The sequence below is a fragment of the Bombella apis genome, assembly GCF_018221685.1.
Taxonomy (GTDB): domain Bacteria; phylum Pseudomonadota; class Alphaproteobacteria; order Acetobacterales; family Acetobacteraceae; genus Bombella; species Bombella apis.
Genome location: NZ_JAGJTM010000001.1, coordinates 229,246 through 245,631 on the forward strand (window position 1 = coordinate 229,246; position 16,386 = coordinate 245,631).

15 protein-coding genes are annotated in these 16,386 nt (G+C 58.8%); 9 read left to right on the top strand and 6 right to left on the bottom strand.

Going from position 1 to position 16,386, the window contains the following annotated elements; genetic code table 11:
- Positions 1-96: 96 nt before the first annotated feature.
- Positions 97-1,215, top strand: a complete 1,119-nt coding sequence (gene sucB / locus J8Z04_RS01015) for a dihydrolipoyllysine-residue succinyltransferase (protein WP_192848671.1) — start codon at positions 97-99, stop codon at positions 1,213-1,215.
- 93 nt (positions 1,216-1,308) lie between these two features.
- Here sucB and J8Z04_RS01020 read toward each other — a convergent pair whose 3' ends face one another.
- Both J8Z04_RS01020 and ahcY read right to left on the bottom strand, forming a co-directional pair.
- On the bottom strand, positions 1,309-1,689 hold the full coding sequence (locus tag J8Z04_RS01020; protein ID WP_086431613.1) for a DUF3597 domain-containing protein: 381 nt from the start codon (positions 1,687-1,689) through the stop codon (positions 1,309-1,311).
- Positions 1,690-1,776: 87 nt separating this feature from the next.
- Entirely contained in the window at positions 1,777-3,075 is a 1,299-nt protein-coding gene (ahcY, locus tag J8Z04_RS01025; RefSeq protein WP_043559515.1) for an adenosylhomocysteinase, read from the bottom strand.
- A gap of 358 nt (positions 3,076-3,433) precedes the next feature.
- On the opposite strand from ahcY, the gene J8Z04_RS01030 reads away from it, so the two are divergent.
- Both J8Z04_RS01030 and J8Z04_RS01035 read left to right on the top strand, forming a co-directional pair.
- On the top strand, positions 3,434-4,447 hold the full coding sequence (locus J8Z04_RS01030; RefSeq protein ID WP_166651596.1) for a CorA family divalent cation transporter: 1,014 nt from the start codon (positions 3,434-3,436) through the stop codon (positions 4,445-4,447).
- Between the two features lie 292 nt (positions 4,448-4,739).
- Positions 4,740-6,179, top strand: a complete 1,440-nt coding sequence (locus J8Z04_RS01035) for a catalase (RefSeq protein ID WP_192848670.1) — start codon at positions 4,740-4,742, stop codon at positions 6,177-6,179.
- 94 nt (positions 6,180-6,273) lie between these two features.
- On the opposite strand, the gene J8Z04_RS01040 is transcribed toward J8Z04_RS01035, so the two are convergent.
- Together J8Z04_RS01040 and J8Z04_RS01045 are read right to left on the bottom strand one after the other, a co-directional pair.
- Entirely contained in the window at positions 6,274-6,909 is a 636-nt protein-coding gene (locus J8Z04_RS01040) for a hypothetical protein (RefSeq protein ID WP_043559167.1), read from the bottom strand.
- Between the two features lie 98 nt (positions 6,910-7,007).
- A complete protein-coding gene (locus J8Z04_RS01045) occupies positions 7,008-7,709 on the bottom strand; it encodes a pirin family protein (protein WP_192848669.1) in 702 nt (233 codons plus the stop codon).
- Between the two features lie 143 nt (positions 7,710-7,852).
- On the opposite strand from J8Z04_RS01045, the gene J8Z04_RS01050 reads away from it, so the two are divergent.
- Both J8Z04_RS01050 and wrbA read left to right on the top strand, forming a co-directional pair.
- Positions 7,853-8,770: a LysR family transcriptional regulator gene (locus tag J8Z04_RS01050; protein WP_192848668.1), complete on the top strand. Its 918-nt coding sequence runs from the start codon at positions 7,853-7,855 to the stop codon at positions 8,768-8,770.
- Positions 8,771-8,904: 134 nt separating this feature from the next.
- A complete protein-coding gene (gene wrbA / locus J8Z04_RS01055; protein WP_192848667.1) occupies positions 8,905-9,501 on the top strand; it encodes an NAD(P)H:quinone oxidoreductase in 597 nt (198 codons plus the stop codon).
- Between the two features lie 97 nt (positions 9,502-9,598).
- On the opposite strand, the gene J8Z04_RS01060 is transcribed toward wrbA, so the two are convergent.
- Positions 9,599-10,684: an A/G-specific adenine glycosylase gene (locus tag J8Z04_RS01060; protein ID WP_192848666.1), complete on the bottom strand. Its 1,086-nt coding sequence runs from the start codon at positions 10,682-10,684 to the stop codon at positions 9,599-9,601.
- A gap of 137 nt (positions 10,685-10,821) precedes the next feature.
- On the opposite strand from J8Z04_RS01060, the gene J8Z04_RS01065 reads away from it, so the two are divergent.
- Positions 10,822-11,358, top strand: coding sequence for a DciA family protein (locus J8Z04_RS01065; RefSeq protein ID WP_192848665.1), 537 nt, complete (start codon positions 10,822-10,824; stop codon positions 11,356-11,358).
- 65 nt (positions 11,359-11,423) lie between these two features.
- On the opposite strand, the gene serB is transcribed toward J8Z04_RS01065, so the two are convergent.
- Positions 11,424-12,317 carry a phosphoserine phosphatase SerB gene (serB, locus tag J8Z04_RS01070; RefSeq protein WP_043559182.1) on the bottom strand — a complete coding sequence of 298 codons (894 nt, stop codon included), beginning with the start codon at positions 12,315-12,317 and terminating at the stop codon, positions 11,424-11,426.
- Between the two features lie 44 nt (positions 12,318-12,361).
- Between serB and miaA the strand changes: the two genes are divergently transcribed.
- The 3 genes from miaA (at position 12,362) to ilvC (ending at position 16,319) form a co-directional block, all read left to right on the top strand.
- Entirely contained in the window at positions 12,362-13,345 is a 984-nt protein-coding gene (gene miaA, locus J8Z04_RS01075) for a tRNA (adenosine(37)-N6)-dimethylallyltransferase MiaA (protein WP_081562452.1), read from the top strand.
- Between the two features lie 39 nt (positions 13,346-13,384).
- The gene (gene ilvB, locus J8Z04_RS01080) at positions 13,385-15,163 is read left to right on the top strand and encodes a biosynthetic-type acetolactate synthase large subunit (RefSeq protein WP_192848664.1); all 1,779 of its coding nucleotides are present in this window, start codon (positions 13,385-13,387) and stop codon (positions 15,161-15,163) included.
- A 136-nt stretch (positions 15,164-15,299) separates the two neighbouring features.
- Positions 15,300-16,319, top strand: a complete 1,020-nt coding sequence (ilvC, locus tag J8Z04_RS01085) for a ketol-acid reductoisomerase (RefSeq protein ID WP_043559191.1) — start codon at positions 15,300-15,302, stop codon at positions 16,317-16,319.
- Positions 16,320-16,386: the final 67 nt, after the last annotated feature.

A 16,386-nucleotide genomic window follows, 5' to 3' on the forward strand; every position in this document is an offset into this window, starting at 1 on the left:
CTCATAGGGAGATATAAGGCTAATGAGAGGCCGGGTCTCTTCCGGGAGGTGGGAGGCCGGGACCATGTTTCAAGTTCTGGAAGGACAGGAGTCACGATGACGGTTGAGATTAAAGTCCCTGTGCTTGGTGAAAGCCTGAAACAGGCAACCGTGATGCGTTGGCTCAGACAGTCTGGCGATTACGTGAAGGCTGGTGAGACGGTTCTTGAGCTGGAAACGGACAAGGTCACGCTAGATGTGCCGGCTCCGGCAGCCGGGGCACTGAGCCATGATCTGCCGGAAGGAACGGATGTTGAGGTCGGGCAGGTCATTGCATTCGTGGATGATCAGGCAGCAGCCCCTGCGGTTGAGGAAAACAGGCAGCAGGACAGCCAGGACGTGGTGCAGGATGTGACGGACCATGGTCCAGCTGCTTCAGCAGAGGGAGAGCAGCCCGTGGTGACGGGAGGAGCTGTCACTCATCCGGCTCCTGCTGTGGCTGAACCGGTGGCCTCCCTTCCCGAAGACAGGGGAACGGGGGAGCGGCGTGTGCCGATGAGCCGCCTGCGTCAGACCATTGCCCGGAATCTCAAGGCAGCCCAGAACAGTGCCGCCATTCTGACAACGTTCAATGAAATTGACATGAGTGCCGTCAAGGCGCTGCGGAGCCAGTATCGGGAGCTGTTCGAGAAGAAGCATGAGGGGGCCCGTCTGGGGTTCATGTCGTTCTTTGCCCGTGCTGTCGTAGGGGCCCTGAAGGATTTTCCGGTGCTGAATGCCCGGATTGAAGGACATGAGATCGTTTATCAGGATCATGTCAATCTGGGCATTGCCGTGGGGACGGAACGGGGGCTGGTCGTGCCCGTGCTGCGGAAGGCCGAGACACTTGGTTTTGCCGAGCTGGAGCGCCGCATTGCCGATTATGGCAAACGGGCTCGTAAGGGTGGCCTTGCCCTGAAAGAACTGGAAGGTGGCAGCTTTACCATCACCAATGGCGGGATTTTCGGGTCCCTGCTGTCCACGCCCATTCTCAATGCACCGCAGTCCGGTGTGCTGGGGATGCACGCCATCCAGGACCGGCCCGTGGCCCGGGAGGGGCAGGTTGTCATCCGGCCCATGATGTATGTGGCCCTGTCCTATGATCATCGTCTGGTGGATGGACGGGAAGCGGTCAGTTTTCTTGTGAGGCTCAAGGAGCTGATCGAGGACCCCCGTCGCCTGCTGCTGGATATCTGACAGGTATCAGGTACGAAAAAACCCCTCCGCCCATGATTTGGACGGAGGGGTTTTTCATCTGGTCAGTTACAGGGATACCGACCAGATATGGACTCAGTGGCCCCAGCCAGCAGGGATCTTGCCGCCATTGTTGGCAAGCTCGGTATAGACCTGCTTGATGAGCCAGACATTCATCGTGGCCGTGTCGTTCTTGTCCCCGGTATAGTGCAGATCGTCAGCAAGACTCTGACGGGCCTGCAGGGAGCTGTCGAGGCCCAGGAGCTTGAGCAGATCGACGATGGATTCCTTGTAGTTCAGAGGCTGGCCAGCCTTGGCGGCCAGTTCCTTCAGAACGGCATCCACATCCACCTGTGCGATGGACGGAGCCGCAGCACCGGCAGCTGGCTGTGCCGTATCCGCCGCCTTGGCAGAAGAGCCGAACAGGCTCGTGGCGAAGCTGGAAACCTTGGAAACGATGTCGTTGAAAAGACCCATGATATGTTCCTTCCCTGAAAGCAGGAATGACTGGTCGGTTATGACCCTGCCATCGGAAATGATGGCAGGGAACAGTGACAGAAAGGATCAGTAACGGTACAGGTCGTGCTTGAACGGCCCGTTGGGGGACACCCCGATATAATCCGCCTGAGCCTGTGTCATTCTGGAGAGCGTGGCGCCCACCTTTGCAAGATGGAGAGCGGCAACCTTTTCATCAAGGATTTTTGGCAGAGTATAAACTTTTCCTGCCTCATACTGGCCCGGTTTTGCATTCCAGAGTTCGATCTGTGCCAGCGTCTGGTTGGTGAAGGAGGCGGACATCACGAAGGACGGATGGCCTGTGGCGTTGCCCAGATTGACCAGACGGCCTTCGGAGAGAAGGATGAGGCGGCGGTTCGGGGCCAGCTCGATCTCATCAACCTGCGGCTTGATGTTGGTCCATTTGTGGTTGCGCAGGGCGGAGACCTGAATCTCGCTGTCAAAATGCCCGATATTGCAGACGATGGCCCGGTCCTTCATCTCACGCATATGTTCGATGGTGATGATGTCCTCGTTGCCGGTACAGGTCACGAAGATGTCGCCACGGGGAGCGGCATTTTCCATCGTGACGACCTCATAACCTTCCATGGCAGCCTGAAGGGCGCAGATCGGGTCAACTTCCGTCACCAGCACGCGGCAGCCTGCGCTGCGGAGGGAAGCGGCAGAGCCTTTGCCCACGTCACCATAACCGGCCACAACAGCCACCTTGCCGGCCATCATGACATCGGTGCCACGGCGGATGGCATCCACGAGGCTCTCACGGCAGCCATAGAGGTTGTCGAACTTGGACTTGGTCACGCTGTCATTGACATTGATGGCCGGAACCTTGAGCAGCCCCTTGCGCTCCATGTCCCAGAGGCGATGCACGCCCGTCGTGGTTTCCTCGGAAATGCCACGGACCTCCTTGAGGAGCTCGGGGTATTTCTCATGCATGAGGGTTGTCAGGTCACCACCATCATCAAGGATCATGTTGGGGGTCCAGCCATCCGGCCCCTTGATGGTCTGCTCGATGCACCAGATGAATTCTTCCTCGTTCATGCCCTTCCAGGCGAAAACGGGAATGTTGGCGGCGGCAATGGCGGCAGCTGCCTGGTCCTGGGTGGAGAATACGTTGCAGGAGGACCAGCGGACTGTGGCACCGAGGGCGATCAGCGTCTCGATCAGCACGGCGGTCTGGATGGTCATGTGCAGGCAGCCGGCAATCCGGGCACCCTTCAGCGGCTGGCTGGCGCCATATTCCTCGCGGAGGGCCATCAGGCCCGGCATTTCGCCCTCGGCAATGGAGATTTCCTTGCGGCCCCAGTCGGCCAGGGACATGTCACGAACCTTGTAGTCCTGCGTAGCCATATGTGTTTCCTTGGTTTTTGGCAGTTGATGATCATGGATGGAACAGCAGGCAGGCGAGGCCTCCATGCGGTTCCTGCACCGGGAAACTATAGAGCCTTGCCGTAAGGCTGGAAAGAAGAACGGACCAACAGTTTTCCGTTACAAAATGGTGTCATCCATATTGCGTCCCATCGGGCAACGTGTCAGAGAACGGGCGGTATTCATGTGTCTGGAGCCTTGGCTCTTCCCGGTGCAAAGGGATGTCCTGCCGCCTTCAGTCCGGGCAGGAAAACTGTAATGGGGGGTGGCTGTGCCCGACAATACTGTTCCGAATTTTCCTTTTACAGTGCTTGACCCGTCCCTGAAGGAGGCCCACCCCATGGCCCGGATCAAGGGGCTTGTCTGGGCTGTCCGTGCCGTGCCGGGGCAGGGGATCATGCCGCTGGATGCCGAGGACGTGCAGCGTATCCTCCAGTCTCCCGGGGAAGAAGGCTATGAGGCGGCGTCCGGAGAGAATGGCTGGTGCTGGCTGCATTTCGATACGGTTCACAGTTCTGCCCGTACCCATGTGGGGCGGCTGCCGGGGATGCCGGAAGATGTGGGGACCATGCTGGCGGAAACGGATTACGGCATTGCCCTTGAAGCTGCCGATGATACGGTCTGGGGGGCCCTGCCCGCCTTTGACGATGCCCTGGCGGAGGAAGACCGGGAGATTTGTGCCTGGCGCTTTGCCATGCGGCAGAATATCCTGATCACGACACGGCGCACGCCCATTCCCGTACTGGGGTCGGCCTACCGGTCTCTCCAGACACAGGGGGTACCCCGCAATCCGGCTGGGGTGATAGACCGTGTCCTGCGGGATTTTACCGGGACGGTCCGCCGCCAGCTGGCCCAGCTTGATGACGAGCTGGACAGGGCGGAAGATGTTCTGCTGGCCATTGTCCACGGGTCCGATCTTGGGCATCTTGGTGGTATCGTGGGTAAGGTGAGGCGCCGTTCGACAGAGCTGCGGCGTGTTGTCATGCCGATCGACCGTGTCCTGCGGGATGAAGACCTCGAGCTGCCGGAATGGGCCGAGGATGACCTGCGGGACCGGGCTGAACGGCAGATTCACGCAGCCCTTGACGATCTCATTGCCTTGCAGGATCGGGCCCGTTCCCTACAGGATGAGCTGGCTTCCAGCCAGGCGGAAGAAACAAACCGCCGTCTGTGCATCGTGTCCATCGTGACGACCCTCATGCTGCCGGCCACGTTGGTCACGGGGTTCTTCGGCATGAATACGGGGGGCATGTTTCTGGCCTCTGGTGGGTTGGGGACCATTTTTGCTGGTGGGCTGTGTGTGGCTGCCATGGCCGTGACCTTCATTTTCATGAAAATGGCCCGACTGTTCTGAGGAAGCTGACTGGTCCTGCTGATAACTGAAATAAACAGGAATACGTTATTGCATATCATTCTCATAAACTGAGGTGATGTCTCTGTTCAATGACATTGATCAAATAGAACTTCACATTATTTTTGAAGAAAGAGGGGATGGACACTGTCCGAAAACCTGCCTACTTTCCCTAATCGAGGGTTGATATCGGACTGGATCAGGACTGTTTATTAGTGAAACAGGATCAATCATTTTCCTTTTCCTCCGGATGTTACCTATTTTCCATGGTCAGATAAAAGGTAGGAGTCCTTGAATGTCTGATAAGAATATCATTCGCACGACCGCTGGTGCCCCTTGGGTCAGCAACCAGGACAGCAAGTCTGCCGGTCCTCGCGGACCGCTTCTGCTGGAAAACTATCAGCTGATAGAGAAGCTCGCTCATCAGAACCGTGAGCGCATCCCAGAGCGTACCGTGCACGCCAAGGGCGTTGGTGCTCATGGAACGCTGACCATCACCAAGGACATCACGAAGTACAGCTGCGCATCCATCTTCTCCGAGGTCGGCAAGAAGACGGACATGTTCCTGCGTGCATCCACCGTGGCCGGTGAGCGTGGTGCTGCTGATGCCGAGCGTGACGTGCGTGGCTGGGCCCTGAAGTTCTACACGGATGACGGCAACTGGGACCTGGTGGGCAACAACACCCCGGTCTTCTTCATCCGTGATCCCATCAAGTTCCCGGACTTCATCCATACGCAGAAGCGTCATCCCCGCACAAACCTGCGTTCCGCAACGGCAGCCTGGGACTTCTGGTCCCTCAGCCCGGAGAGCCTGCATCAGGTGACGATCCTGATGTCCGATCGTGGCATCCCCAAGGGCATCCGCAACATGAACGGGTATGGCAGCCACACCTATTCACTGTGGAATGCCAAGGGTGAGCGCTTCTGGGTGAAGTTCCACTTCAAGACCCAGCAGGGCCATGAGTTCTATACGACCGAGGAAGCTGCTGAGGTCGTGGCCAAGACCCGTGAGTCCACCCAGGAAGACCTGTACGAGAACATCGAGAAGGGGAACTTCCCCAAATGGACGTTCTACATCCAGGTGATGGAAGAGGAAGAGGCCGAGCGCATCAACTTCAACCCGTTTGACGTGACCAAGGTCTGGTCCCACAAGGACTATCCGCTGATCGAAGTCGGTGAGCTGGAGCTGAACCGCAACCCGGATGATTATTTCTCCGAGGTTGAGCAGGCTTCCTTCTCCCCGTCCAACATCGTGCCGGGCATCGGTTTCTCTCCGGACAAGATGCTTCAGGGCCGTATCTTCGCCTATGCGGATGCTCATCGCTACCGTGTCGGCACACATTACGAGTCCCTGCCGATCAACCGTCCGAAGTTCAAGGTGAAGAACTATCATCTTGATGGTGCCATGCGCTTTGATGAGCCGAAGCGTGGCGATGGCGACTTCTACGAGCCGAACTCCTTCGGTGGTCCGGTTGAAGACAAGGCTGCGATGGAGCCGCCGCTGCGCGTGAGCGGGGACGCCACCTACTACGATCACCGTAGCGATGGTGATGACTTTGCACAGCCGCGTGCTCTGTATCATCTCTTCGATGATGCCCAGAAACAGCGCCTGTACAACAACATTGCCGGTGCCATGGCTGGCGTGCCGCAGAACATCGTCGAGCGTCAGCTGGGTCTCTTCGAAAAGGTTGACCCGGCCTATGCTGAAGGTGTCCGCAAGGCACTGAAGGGCTGAAACCGCTTTTCGCTTCCTCTTCCGGTATGACCGGAAGGGGAACAGTTAAAAGGCTCTCCGGATATCATGCCGGAGAGCCTTTTTTCATGTCGGATCAGTCTGCCCGGCGGAAGGTGAGATGGTCCTGCCCGAAGGAATGGGAGAGTTCCTGCCCCGGCGGAAGCCTGCCAAGCTGGATGAGCGTCTCCAGATGGTCAGCCAGACATGTCGTGATGGGGCCGAGTGCCAGCCCGTGAGGTTTTTCCGAAAGGAAGGAGGCCGGGCCGATCATCGTGCCATCAGCTGTCCGGACGCTGGCCAGGCCCCGGTCAAAGAGCATGGCAAGTCCGAGCAGGGCCTCACCTGTCAGAGGCAGGAAATACCCCAGTGGGGTCATTTTCGGTGCATCGAAATGAATCTCATGGAGATCGGTGCCAATGCTGATCCAACCCTGGTTGCCATCTACGCAACGCAGGGCGATGCTGTCCTGCAATGTGGAGAAAACGTCAATTTCCGGCAGGGGAAAGGGCAGGGACGCCTGTTTCCTGAAACGGGCCCGGATGGGGGAGGAAGCATAATTGCGCCGTGTCAGGGGGGACTGTAGATGGAGGCTCAATCCTGGCACGGCCCGGGTATCAAAAAGCTGCCGGATGATCCTGTCATTGAGGGTATCATGGCCCAGCATCTGCCCTGTTGCATCCAGCAGCCACAGGGGCGGAGAGGTGGTCTGGTCCGTGTGATCAGTGTTCATGCAATGTGGCTCCCTGCCCGGATTCCCTACAGGCTTATATGTTTCACGGGAAACATGCCAGATGGAACATCCTTCTTTCCGGGCAGGGAGCTGTCAGATCATGATGTCGTATCTACCAGAATTATTTCCGAATCTTCCAGCGCTTCAAGCGTGATGGTGTCTTCCCCTGCAATGGCCGCCCCACTGCGTGCCGTGATGGTCTGCCCATTCAGCAGCAGGGTGCCTTTTGCAGGAACAAGATAACCCAGTCGGCCAGGTATGAAGGCGTAACTGGCCTGCTGTCCTTTCTGGAGGGAAAGCCCCAGAACACGGGCATCAGTATGGATGGGCAGGGCATCTTTGTCATCGGCATGACCAGACGCCAGAACGGTGAACTGGCCTGTCTGCTCTCCTTTGGGGAAACGCCGTGTCGCCCAGGATGGTCCGTGCCCTTTGTCTGTCGGGATGATCCATATCTGGAATATCTGTGTGGGGATGGGTTCATTGTTGTATTCGCTGTGGAAAATGCCCGTTCCAGCGGACATGACCTGCACATCTCCAGCCTCGGTCCGCCCCGTGTTGCCGAGACTGTCCCGGTGCGTGATGGCGCCCTGGCGGACATAGGTGATGATCTCCATGTCCCGGTGGGGATGGGTGTCAAACCCGGTGCCGGGGGCGATGGTATCATCATTCCAGACACGCAGGCGCCCCCAGCCCATGCGGTCATGATCCAGATAATGGGCGAAAGAGAAATGGTGCCGGGCATCCAGCCACCCATGTGAGGCATGGCCGAGCTGGTCAAAGGGGCGAATATCAATCATGGTGTCATTCCTTGCTGGTTCAGCTCACCCACCATGTAAGGCGTGAAGAGAGCGGATCACACAGGCATGAAAGAAAGACATTCTTTCCATATTTTGCATCATGACCTGTCAGCAGCCAGAGGCTGGCAGGAGGGGACGGAATTATGAAATTGCCGGATTTCGAGGCGTGGGCCATTTTTGCCAGGGTGGCCGAGCATGGGTCTTTCTCGCAGGCTGCCAGGGAACTTCATCTTTCACCCCCCACTGTCTCAAAAGCGATCAGTCGGTTGGAGCAGTCTCTTGGTGTCGCCCTGTTCAGCCGCAATTCCCGGCATATGTCCCTTACACAGACAGGGCAGCTTGCGCTGGAGCGGGCCAATCGCATGTTCATGGAGGCGGAAGCGGCAGAGAATGAGGTGCGGGGTGGCCGTATCCGTCCTTCCGGTCTGATCCGGATGACGGCTCCAACTACCTTCGGGCTTCGGTATGTTTCCGCAGCTCTGCCATCTTTCCTGAGGGCCTACCCGGAGATTGATATTGCCATCACGTTTACGGACAGTTTCGTGGACCTCGTTTCAGAAGGTTATGATGTGGCGATCCGCATTGCGGCTCTGGAGGATTCGGCGCTCAGGGCCCGCAGGGTATGTACGGTACGACGCCTGCTTGTGGCCTCCCCGGATTATCTGGCCCAGCAGGGTGAGCCTACCCATCCGCGGGAACTGGAGGGGAGGAAGAGCTTTGTCTATGTCAACGGGTCATCATGCGGGGCCATCCGGCTGATGGAAAAAGCGACAGGGGCAGTCCATACATTGTCCCAGACGGCACGACTCCAGTCCGACAATGCGGAAGGATTCCTGCCAGCGCTGGAGGCCGGGCTTGGCTTCGGACTGATGCCGGATTTCATGGTGAGTGAAGCCATGCAGGAGGGCCGGTTGCAGGAAATGATGCCGGGCTGGAAGGCGGACGACATTGCCCTTTATCTCGTCACATCCGCCACAAAGCTGCGGCCTCAGAGGGTGAGCCTGCTCATGGAGCATCTCATCCGCCAGTTCAGCACACCGCCATGGCGGCTGTCCGACTGAAAGCGGACTGATGAAATCCGAAAAGCATCCTTTCCCGATTTTCTATATCCAGTCTGGAAAGGTGGCGTTACCTCTTGTGAAGGTTTCAGTGTTCCCGGTAGCGGGAAAGACCGACAGATCAAGGATGTATCGTCATGTCAAAAGTGCTCGTGCTTTATTATTCATCTTACGGTCACGTGGAGACCATGGCCCACAGCATTGCCGAAGGTGTACGTGCAACGGGCGTAGAGGCCGTTGTGAAGCGTGTGCCAGAGCTGGTGCCGGAGGAGGCTGCCAGAGCGAATCACTTCAAGCTGGAACAGGACGCACCTGTTGCAACGCCGGCTGAGCTGGTCGAGTATGATGGTATCATCATCGGGGCTCCGACCCGTTTCGGGCGTCTGCCGGCACAGATGGCCAATTTCTGGGATCAGACCGGTGGTCTCTGGGCCAAAGGGGAGCTGATCGGCAAGGTGGGGGCTGTCTTCACCTCCACGGCAACCCAGCATGGTGGGCAGGAAACGACACTCTATTCCCTGATGTCCAACCTGCTGCATCATGGCATGGTCATCAGCGGTCTGCCCTACAGTTTCCAGGGGCAGATGCGTAGTGACGAGATCGTAGGTGGCGCTCCTTATGGGGCCACAACCATCGCCAATGGTGACGGTTCCCGCCAGCCGAGCGAGACAGACCTGGAGGGGGCCCGTTTCCTTGGCAGGCATGTGGCCGGACTGGTCAGGAAGCTGTCCTGAGTTTTTCCGAAAGCCTTTATTCACGCACAGAAGAGACGGACATGGGGGCCGGGTTGCGGCCCCCATGTCTGTTTTCAGTGTTTCATGTGAAACATGATCAGCCCGGGACAGGCCTGTGCCGGTCGCCAACCAGCAGGCATTTCTTCATCACGCTGGAGAGAACCGCCTCCTTCAGGAAGCGGAACCGGCCATGCTTCGGAGGAATCGGATAATTGCTCTGTGCTGGTATCGTGCAGCCATAGATGCGGACAAGCAGCGTAAAATGGCTGAAGATGTGTTTGACCTCTCCACAATCTTCCCACTGTGCCTGCAAGGGGGCGTAGCGGGTAAAGGCCGTTTCGGCCAGCCGGGCAGGCGAAGGCGTGCTTTGGCTTTCGGACCATGGTGTGCCGGGAAGGTCGTCCGTTCCTCCCAGCAGGCCTTCCGGCGGTCGTGAGCGGAGCAGGACACGGCCTTCCGGATCGATGACACGGAAAAGAATGGCATGACGGGTCGGGCGGGCTTTCTTCTTCTGTCGGGCAGGGAGAGCTTCAGCCATGTTGCGGGCTCGGGCGAGGCAACCGTCCCGCCATGGGCACGTCAGACAGGAGGGTGAGCGGGGCGAGCAGAGGCTCGCCCCAAGGTCGAACAGGGCCTGAGCAAAATCGGAAGGGCGGGCTTGTGCTGCCGGATCGTCATTCAGATGGCTGGCAAGACGGGCCAGCAGGGGGCGGGCAGCGGGTAGCGGGTCTTCCACGGCATTGAGGCGGGCCGTGATGCGCTCCACATTGCCATCAACCGGAACGGTCGGAATATTGAAGGCAATGGCGGCAATGGCCCGGGATGTATAGGCCCCGATTCCGGGGAGTGTCTGCAATCCTTCGACCGTACGGGGAAAGGCTCTCAGCTTATGAACGGCCTGAGCACAGGCATGAAGATTTCGTGCCCGTGCGTAATAGCCCAGCCCGGCCCAGAGCTGGAGCACCTCTTCCTGCGGCGCTTCCGCCAGAGCATCAACTGTCGGAAAGCGGGCCAGAAACCGCTGGTAATAGGGAATGACCGTCTGCACGACTGTCTGCTGGAGCATGATCTCGCTCAGCCAGACATGGTACGGGTCTGCCTGCTGGCCGGGTGCGGCACGCCAGGGCAGGGTACGGCGATGATGGTCATACCAATGGAGAAGGAGGGAAGCATCAGGTGTCACGCCGGTGTCTATGACGAAGAAACAGCATCGGGGCAAGGGCTGGCCTTGCTGAAACGTTTCCGTCTGCTCCCGTGATGATGGTATGGAGAGTCCGTACGCAGCATATTGGGATGGGTCGGATGGCAGATGAAACAGGAATGAAAAAAACTGCCCGTTCATCAGCATCGGGGCAGGACTGGAAAGCGGATGGCAAGGGCTGGAGCGATTACCGCCGAGGCAAGGGCCGGATGATCGGGGCCCTGCTGCCCTCCCTGACAAAACCCATTTTCCACAAGAAATCACCGCTGTTCGTGCGTCTGCTCATGGAGTGGGAGACGCTGGTCGGTCCAGCGCTGGCGGAGGTGAGCGAACCCTGCCGCCTGCGGCCCGGCGTGTTGACCATACGCTGCTGTGGTCCGGCAGCGGTGGAGATGCAGTACGCAGCGCCCCGTCTTCTGGCCAACATCAATACAGCCTGTGGTCTTTATGGAGATGAAGCGCTGAAACAGATCAAGCTGTTACAGGATCGGCCTGTCCAGCGTAAGCCGTCCCACAGGCCCCAGAAGAAATGGAAGGATGCGGCGCCAGTTCCCGTAAATGGTATCGAGGATGCCGGGTTGAAAGAAACGCTGGAGCGTCTTGGTGGGCATATCCGGGCCAAAAAACAGGGGACAAAAAAAGCCCGCCGCTTTTGAGGGCGGCAGGCCATGCCTGTGTCATTGGCCCGAGGCCGAAGACACGGGGACAATGGGAGGATATGTCAGTCGGTCACGATATCGGCAGCCGTGTAGCCCTGCGCAAAGAGGTGCGTCCGCATCCCGGTAAAGTTGACCTGCTGTTCAATCACCTGCCGGACATTCGGCTTGGCGTGATAGGCAATGCCAAGACCTGCTGCCTTGAGCATGGGGATGTCGTTGGCACCATCACCTGTTGTCAGGCTGGCAGAGAGCTTGACGCCCCGCTCGGCACAGATGGTCTCCAGATGTTCTTTCTTGGCATCCGGGCCGAGGATTTTGCCGATCAGCTGGCCGGTGATGATGCCGTCCCTGATCTCAAGCTGGTTGCCGTAATGTTCATCAAAGCCGAGCTTCCTGGCAGCCCGCTCGGTGAACCAGTCGAACCCACCGGAGATGAGGGCCGTGCGTGCGCCATTGGCCTTCATGGTCTGCACCAGCTCCCTGATACCATCAGTGAAAGGCAGATGTTCCAGAACATCCTTCAGCAGGGATTCAGGATGGCCCTTCAGGCCGATGGTGCGCTTGCGGAGGGATTCATCAAACTCCATCTCGCCATTCATGGCACGCTTGGTGATTTCGGCTACATAGTCGCCCGTGCCGGTTGCCTTGGCCAGATCATCCAGCGTTTCGCCATCGAAGATGGTGCTGTCCATGTCGGACACCAGCACGGCTTTGCGGCGGCCACGGGTCTTGGTGAGAATGGCATCAACCTTGTAGGGAGCCAGGGCGGCACGGATTGTTGCAGGCGTGGCATCGCCGGGCCCGGGTGTCGGGCAGAAAATGTCAACGGCCTCGCCTTCGGACAGAACGACCGGCGGCTCACCTTTGACAAGATTGCGGGCAATGTCGATCGCCTCTTTGGGAAGGGTCCCATGGCGGCGATTGGCAACAAGAGTCAGAACACAGGGAAGGGACATGACATCTCTCGCTAAAAGATCAGAAGATATGGCAGGATAGGTGTATGAACTCTTCTGAAAACGCCCTCATTGTGGCGGGACCGACCTGTTCGGGCAAGTCAGCTTTGGCCTTTCATTTGGCAGACCTGTATTGTGGTACGGTCATCAATGCAGATTCCATGCAGGTTTACAGGGAGCTGCGCATCCTCACTGCCCGCCCCGGGGAAGAGGAGGAAGCAGCCATTCCCCATCGTCTTTATGGGGTATTGCCCGCAGCCACACCCGGCAGTGTGGCCTGGTGGCGGGAGCAGGCTCTGGCAGAAATCGCCGCCTGCCGTAGCGCCGGGCGGCTGCCCATCCTCTGTGGTGGCACGGGCATGTATCTCCGTGCCCTGACGGATGGCCTCGTGGAGGTCCCCGACCCCGGAGAAGCAGCCCGGCAGGAGGCCCGGACCCTGCTGGAGGCGATTGGCCCGGAGGCCCTGCACGAAAAGTTGATGCAGGCTGATCCGCAGACGGCCTCCCGTCTTCATCCACAGGATTCCCAGCGTATCAGCCGGGCCTGGGAGGTTCTGGCAGGAACCGGGCGAGGGCTGGCCTCATGGCAGGAGGATAGGGCACTGCCAGCGGCACCCTGCCGTTTCATCTCACTTCAGCTTGATCCCCCCCGGGACGAGCTGCGGGCTTCCATTGTCCGGCGTTTTGATGACATGGTGGCCGCTGGTGCGCTGGATGAGGTGGCGGCCTTGCGGGAGCAGAATCTGCCCGCCAGCCTGCCCGCCATGCGTGCCCATGGTGTGCCGGAGCTGGGACAGGTGCTGGAGGGGCAGTGCAGCCTGGAGGACGCCCGGCTGGCTGCTACCCGTGCCATTGGCCGCTATACCCGTCGGCAGGCTACATGGTTTCGGCACCATAGGCTGAGTCGGGAGGGAGATGGCGAAATAATATTTCAAAGAACCAGTGGAAGAGAGTTCTTTTCGAGTAAAAAAATGCGCGAAATTGAATATTTTATATCATCCAGAATTGACGGACCCGCTCCGGAACGATAGAGCAGAAGCGTTGCGTTAAACGGCGAAAGGACAGACGCCATGCCTGCCAGCGAGACAGCTCCCATGATGGCAACAGGTGCTGAAGTCATTCTGCGTGTTCTTGAAGAAGAAGGCGTGGATGTCATTTTCGGTTATCCCGGCGGTGCGGTCCTTCCCATTTACGATGCTCTCTTCAAACAGAAGAAGATCCGGCACATTCTGGTCCGGCACGAGCAGGCGGCAACCCATGCGGCCGAGGCCTATGCCCGTTCCACCGGCAAGGTCGGTGTGGTGCTGGTGACATCCGGCCCTGGTGCGACCAATGCCGTGACCGGCCTGATGGATGCGAAGATGGATTCCATCCCGCTGGTCTGTCTGGCCGGACAGGTGCCCGTGCCGCTGATCGGCAAGGATGCGTTTCAGGAAGCGGACATGGTGGGCATCACCCGGCCTGCGACCAAGAAGAGTGTTCAGGTGCGGGAGGCCGAGGCTCTGGCCCCAACAATCCGGGAGGCTTTTGCTCTGGCCCGTTCCGGCCGTCCCGGTCCGGTTCTTGTGGATCTGCCCAAGAACATCACGGTGTCCGAGGCTCCCCTGCCGTCCCGTCCGGTGGAAGCAGCAGAGGAAAAGGCGACTCCGGCTCTGGATGCTCAGGCGGTCAGCCAGGCCGTCGAGGCCATGAAGAAGGCCCGCAAGCCTCTGCTTTATGTTGGTGGTGGTGTCATCAATGCCGGGCCGGAGGCGGCAAAGCTGCTGCGCCAGCTGGCAGAGAAGACCGGTTTCCCCGTGACATCCACCCTGATGGGGTTGGGTGCCTATCCGTCTTCCAGTGATCATTTTCTGGGGATGCTGGGCATGCATGGTGCCGTGGAAGCCAACATGGCGGCCCATGACTGCGACGTGCTGGTCGCCCTGGGTGCCCGGTTTGATGACCGGGTGACGGGCCGTGTTGACGGGTTCTCTCCCCATTCCTTCAAGATACAGGCGGACATTGATCCCCGGGAATTCGGCAAGATCATCAAGGTTGATGTGGCTCTGAAGGGGGACCTGAAGGCCACGCTGCACGCTCTTCTGGAAGGCTGGGGAGACAGTGCAGCCCCGGACCTGTCCGGCTGGTGGCAGGAGATCGACCAGTGGCGGGCTGTTGACGGTTTCGGGTTCGAGCAGGACGGGGCCGCCACGGCCACCATCAAGCCGCAATATGCCATCAGCCGCCTGTATGAGCAGGTGAAGGCCAGCGGGCGGGACTGCTTCGTTTCCACCGAGGTGGGGCAGCATCAGATGTGGGCCGCCCAGCATTTCGGGTTTGATGAGCCCAATCACTGGCTGACATCCGGTGGTCTGGGCACGATGGGTTACGGTCTGCCTGCTGCCGTGGGGGCACAGATCGCCCACCCTGACGGGCTGGTGATTGATATTGCCGGCGAGGCATCCACCCTGATGAATATTCAGGAGCTGGGAACCATTGCCCAGTACCGCTTGCCGGTGAAGATCTTCATCCTGAACAACCAGTATATGGGCATGGTGCGGCAGTGGCAGGAGCTGGTGCATGATTCCCGTTATTCCCAGTCCTACAGTGCAGCCCTGCCGGATTTCGTGAAGCTGGCGGAATCGTTCGGCATCCGTGGTCTGCGGGTCGAGACGCTGGGCGGGCTGGATGAGGCCATCGAGACCATGCTGACCCATGAGGGACCGGTGCTGGTGGATGTGCATGTGGAGCAGGAAGAATGCTGCTTCCCGATGATCCCGTCCGGGGCCAGCCATGACCAGATGCTTCTGGGGCCGGGGCGTGTTTTCGGTGGGGCCGAGCTGACAGAAGAAGGCAAACGCCTCGTCTGAATGAAGTTTTGCCGGTCATCCTGCTCCTGTTCCGGGGCGGGAAGGCTGGATGGAGTGTTTCATGTCCGGGGAGTGTCTCCCCATCTGGGGCAGGATGATTGAGGGGCCTGCACCCGTTGTGAGGAAGGAAAAAGTCATGCGTGTTTATTATGATCGTGATGCAGACATCAATCTGATCTGTGAAAAGAAGGTCGCCATCATCGGGTATGGCAGCCAGGGTCATGCCCATGCCAACAACCTGCGTGACAGCGGTGTGAAGGATATCGTTGTGGCGCTGCGCCCGGAATCCAAGGCAAAGGCCAAGGCGGAGGCAGCGGGTTTCCGTGTCGTTACCCCGGCCGAAGCCGCAGCCTGGGCTGATGTCGTGATGATCCTGACACCGGATGAAGGCCAGGCCGCCCTGTACAAGGAACAGCTGGCCCCGAACCTGAAGCCCGGCACGGCTCTGGTGTTTGCTCATGGTCTGGCCATCCATTTCCGTCTGATCGAGCCGAGCCCCGAGATGGACGTGTTCCTGATCGCTCCGAAGGGCCCTGGCCACACTGTGCGTTCTGAATACCAGCGTGGCGGTGGTGTGCCCTGCCTGGTGGCCGTGCATCAGGATGCTTCCGGCCAGGCCAAGGATGTAGCTCTGGCTTACGCTTCCGCTGTTGGCGGCGGCCGTGCTGGCGTGATTGAGACCAGCTTCCGTGAGGAAGTGGAAACAGACCTGTTTGGTGAGCAGGCTGTGCTGTGTGGTGGTACGATCGAGCTGATCAAGGCCGGGTTTGAGACACTGGTGGAAGCAGGCTACGCACCGGAGATGGCCTATTTCGAGTGTCTGCATGAGATGAAGCTGATCGTGGACCTGCTGTATGAGGGCGGCATTTCCAACGTCAACTACTCCATCTCCAATACGGCGGAGTATGGTGAGTATGTCAGCGGGCCGCGCGTTGTGACCCCGGCCGCCAAGGAGGCCATGCGTGAGGTGCTGAAGGACATCCAGAATGGAACCTTCGTGCGCAACTTCATTCTGGAGAACCAGTCCGGTAATGTGGGCTTCAAGGCGTCCCGTGCCCGTGATGAACAGCATCAGATTGAGCAGGTTGGCGCAAAACTGCGTGAGATGATGCCGTGGATCGCCAAGAACAAGCTGGTTGACAAGACCCGCAACTGAGGTTCGATGACCGGTCTTTACGAATGGGGAGGATTTTCCTCCCCATTTTTTATTGTGGCTTCATTTG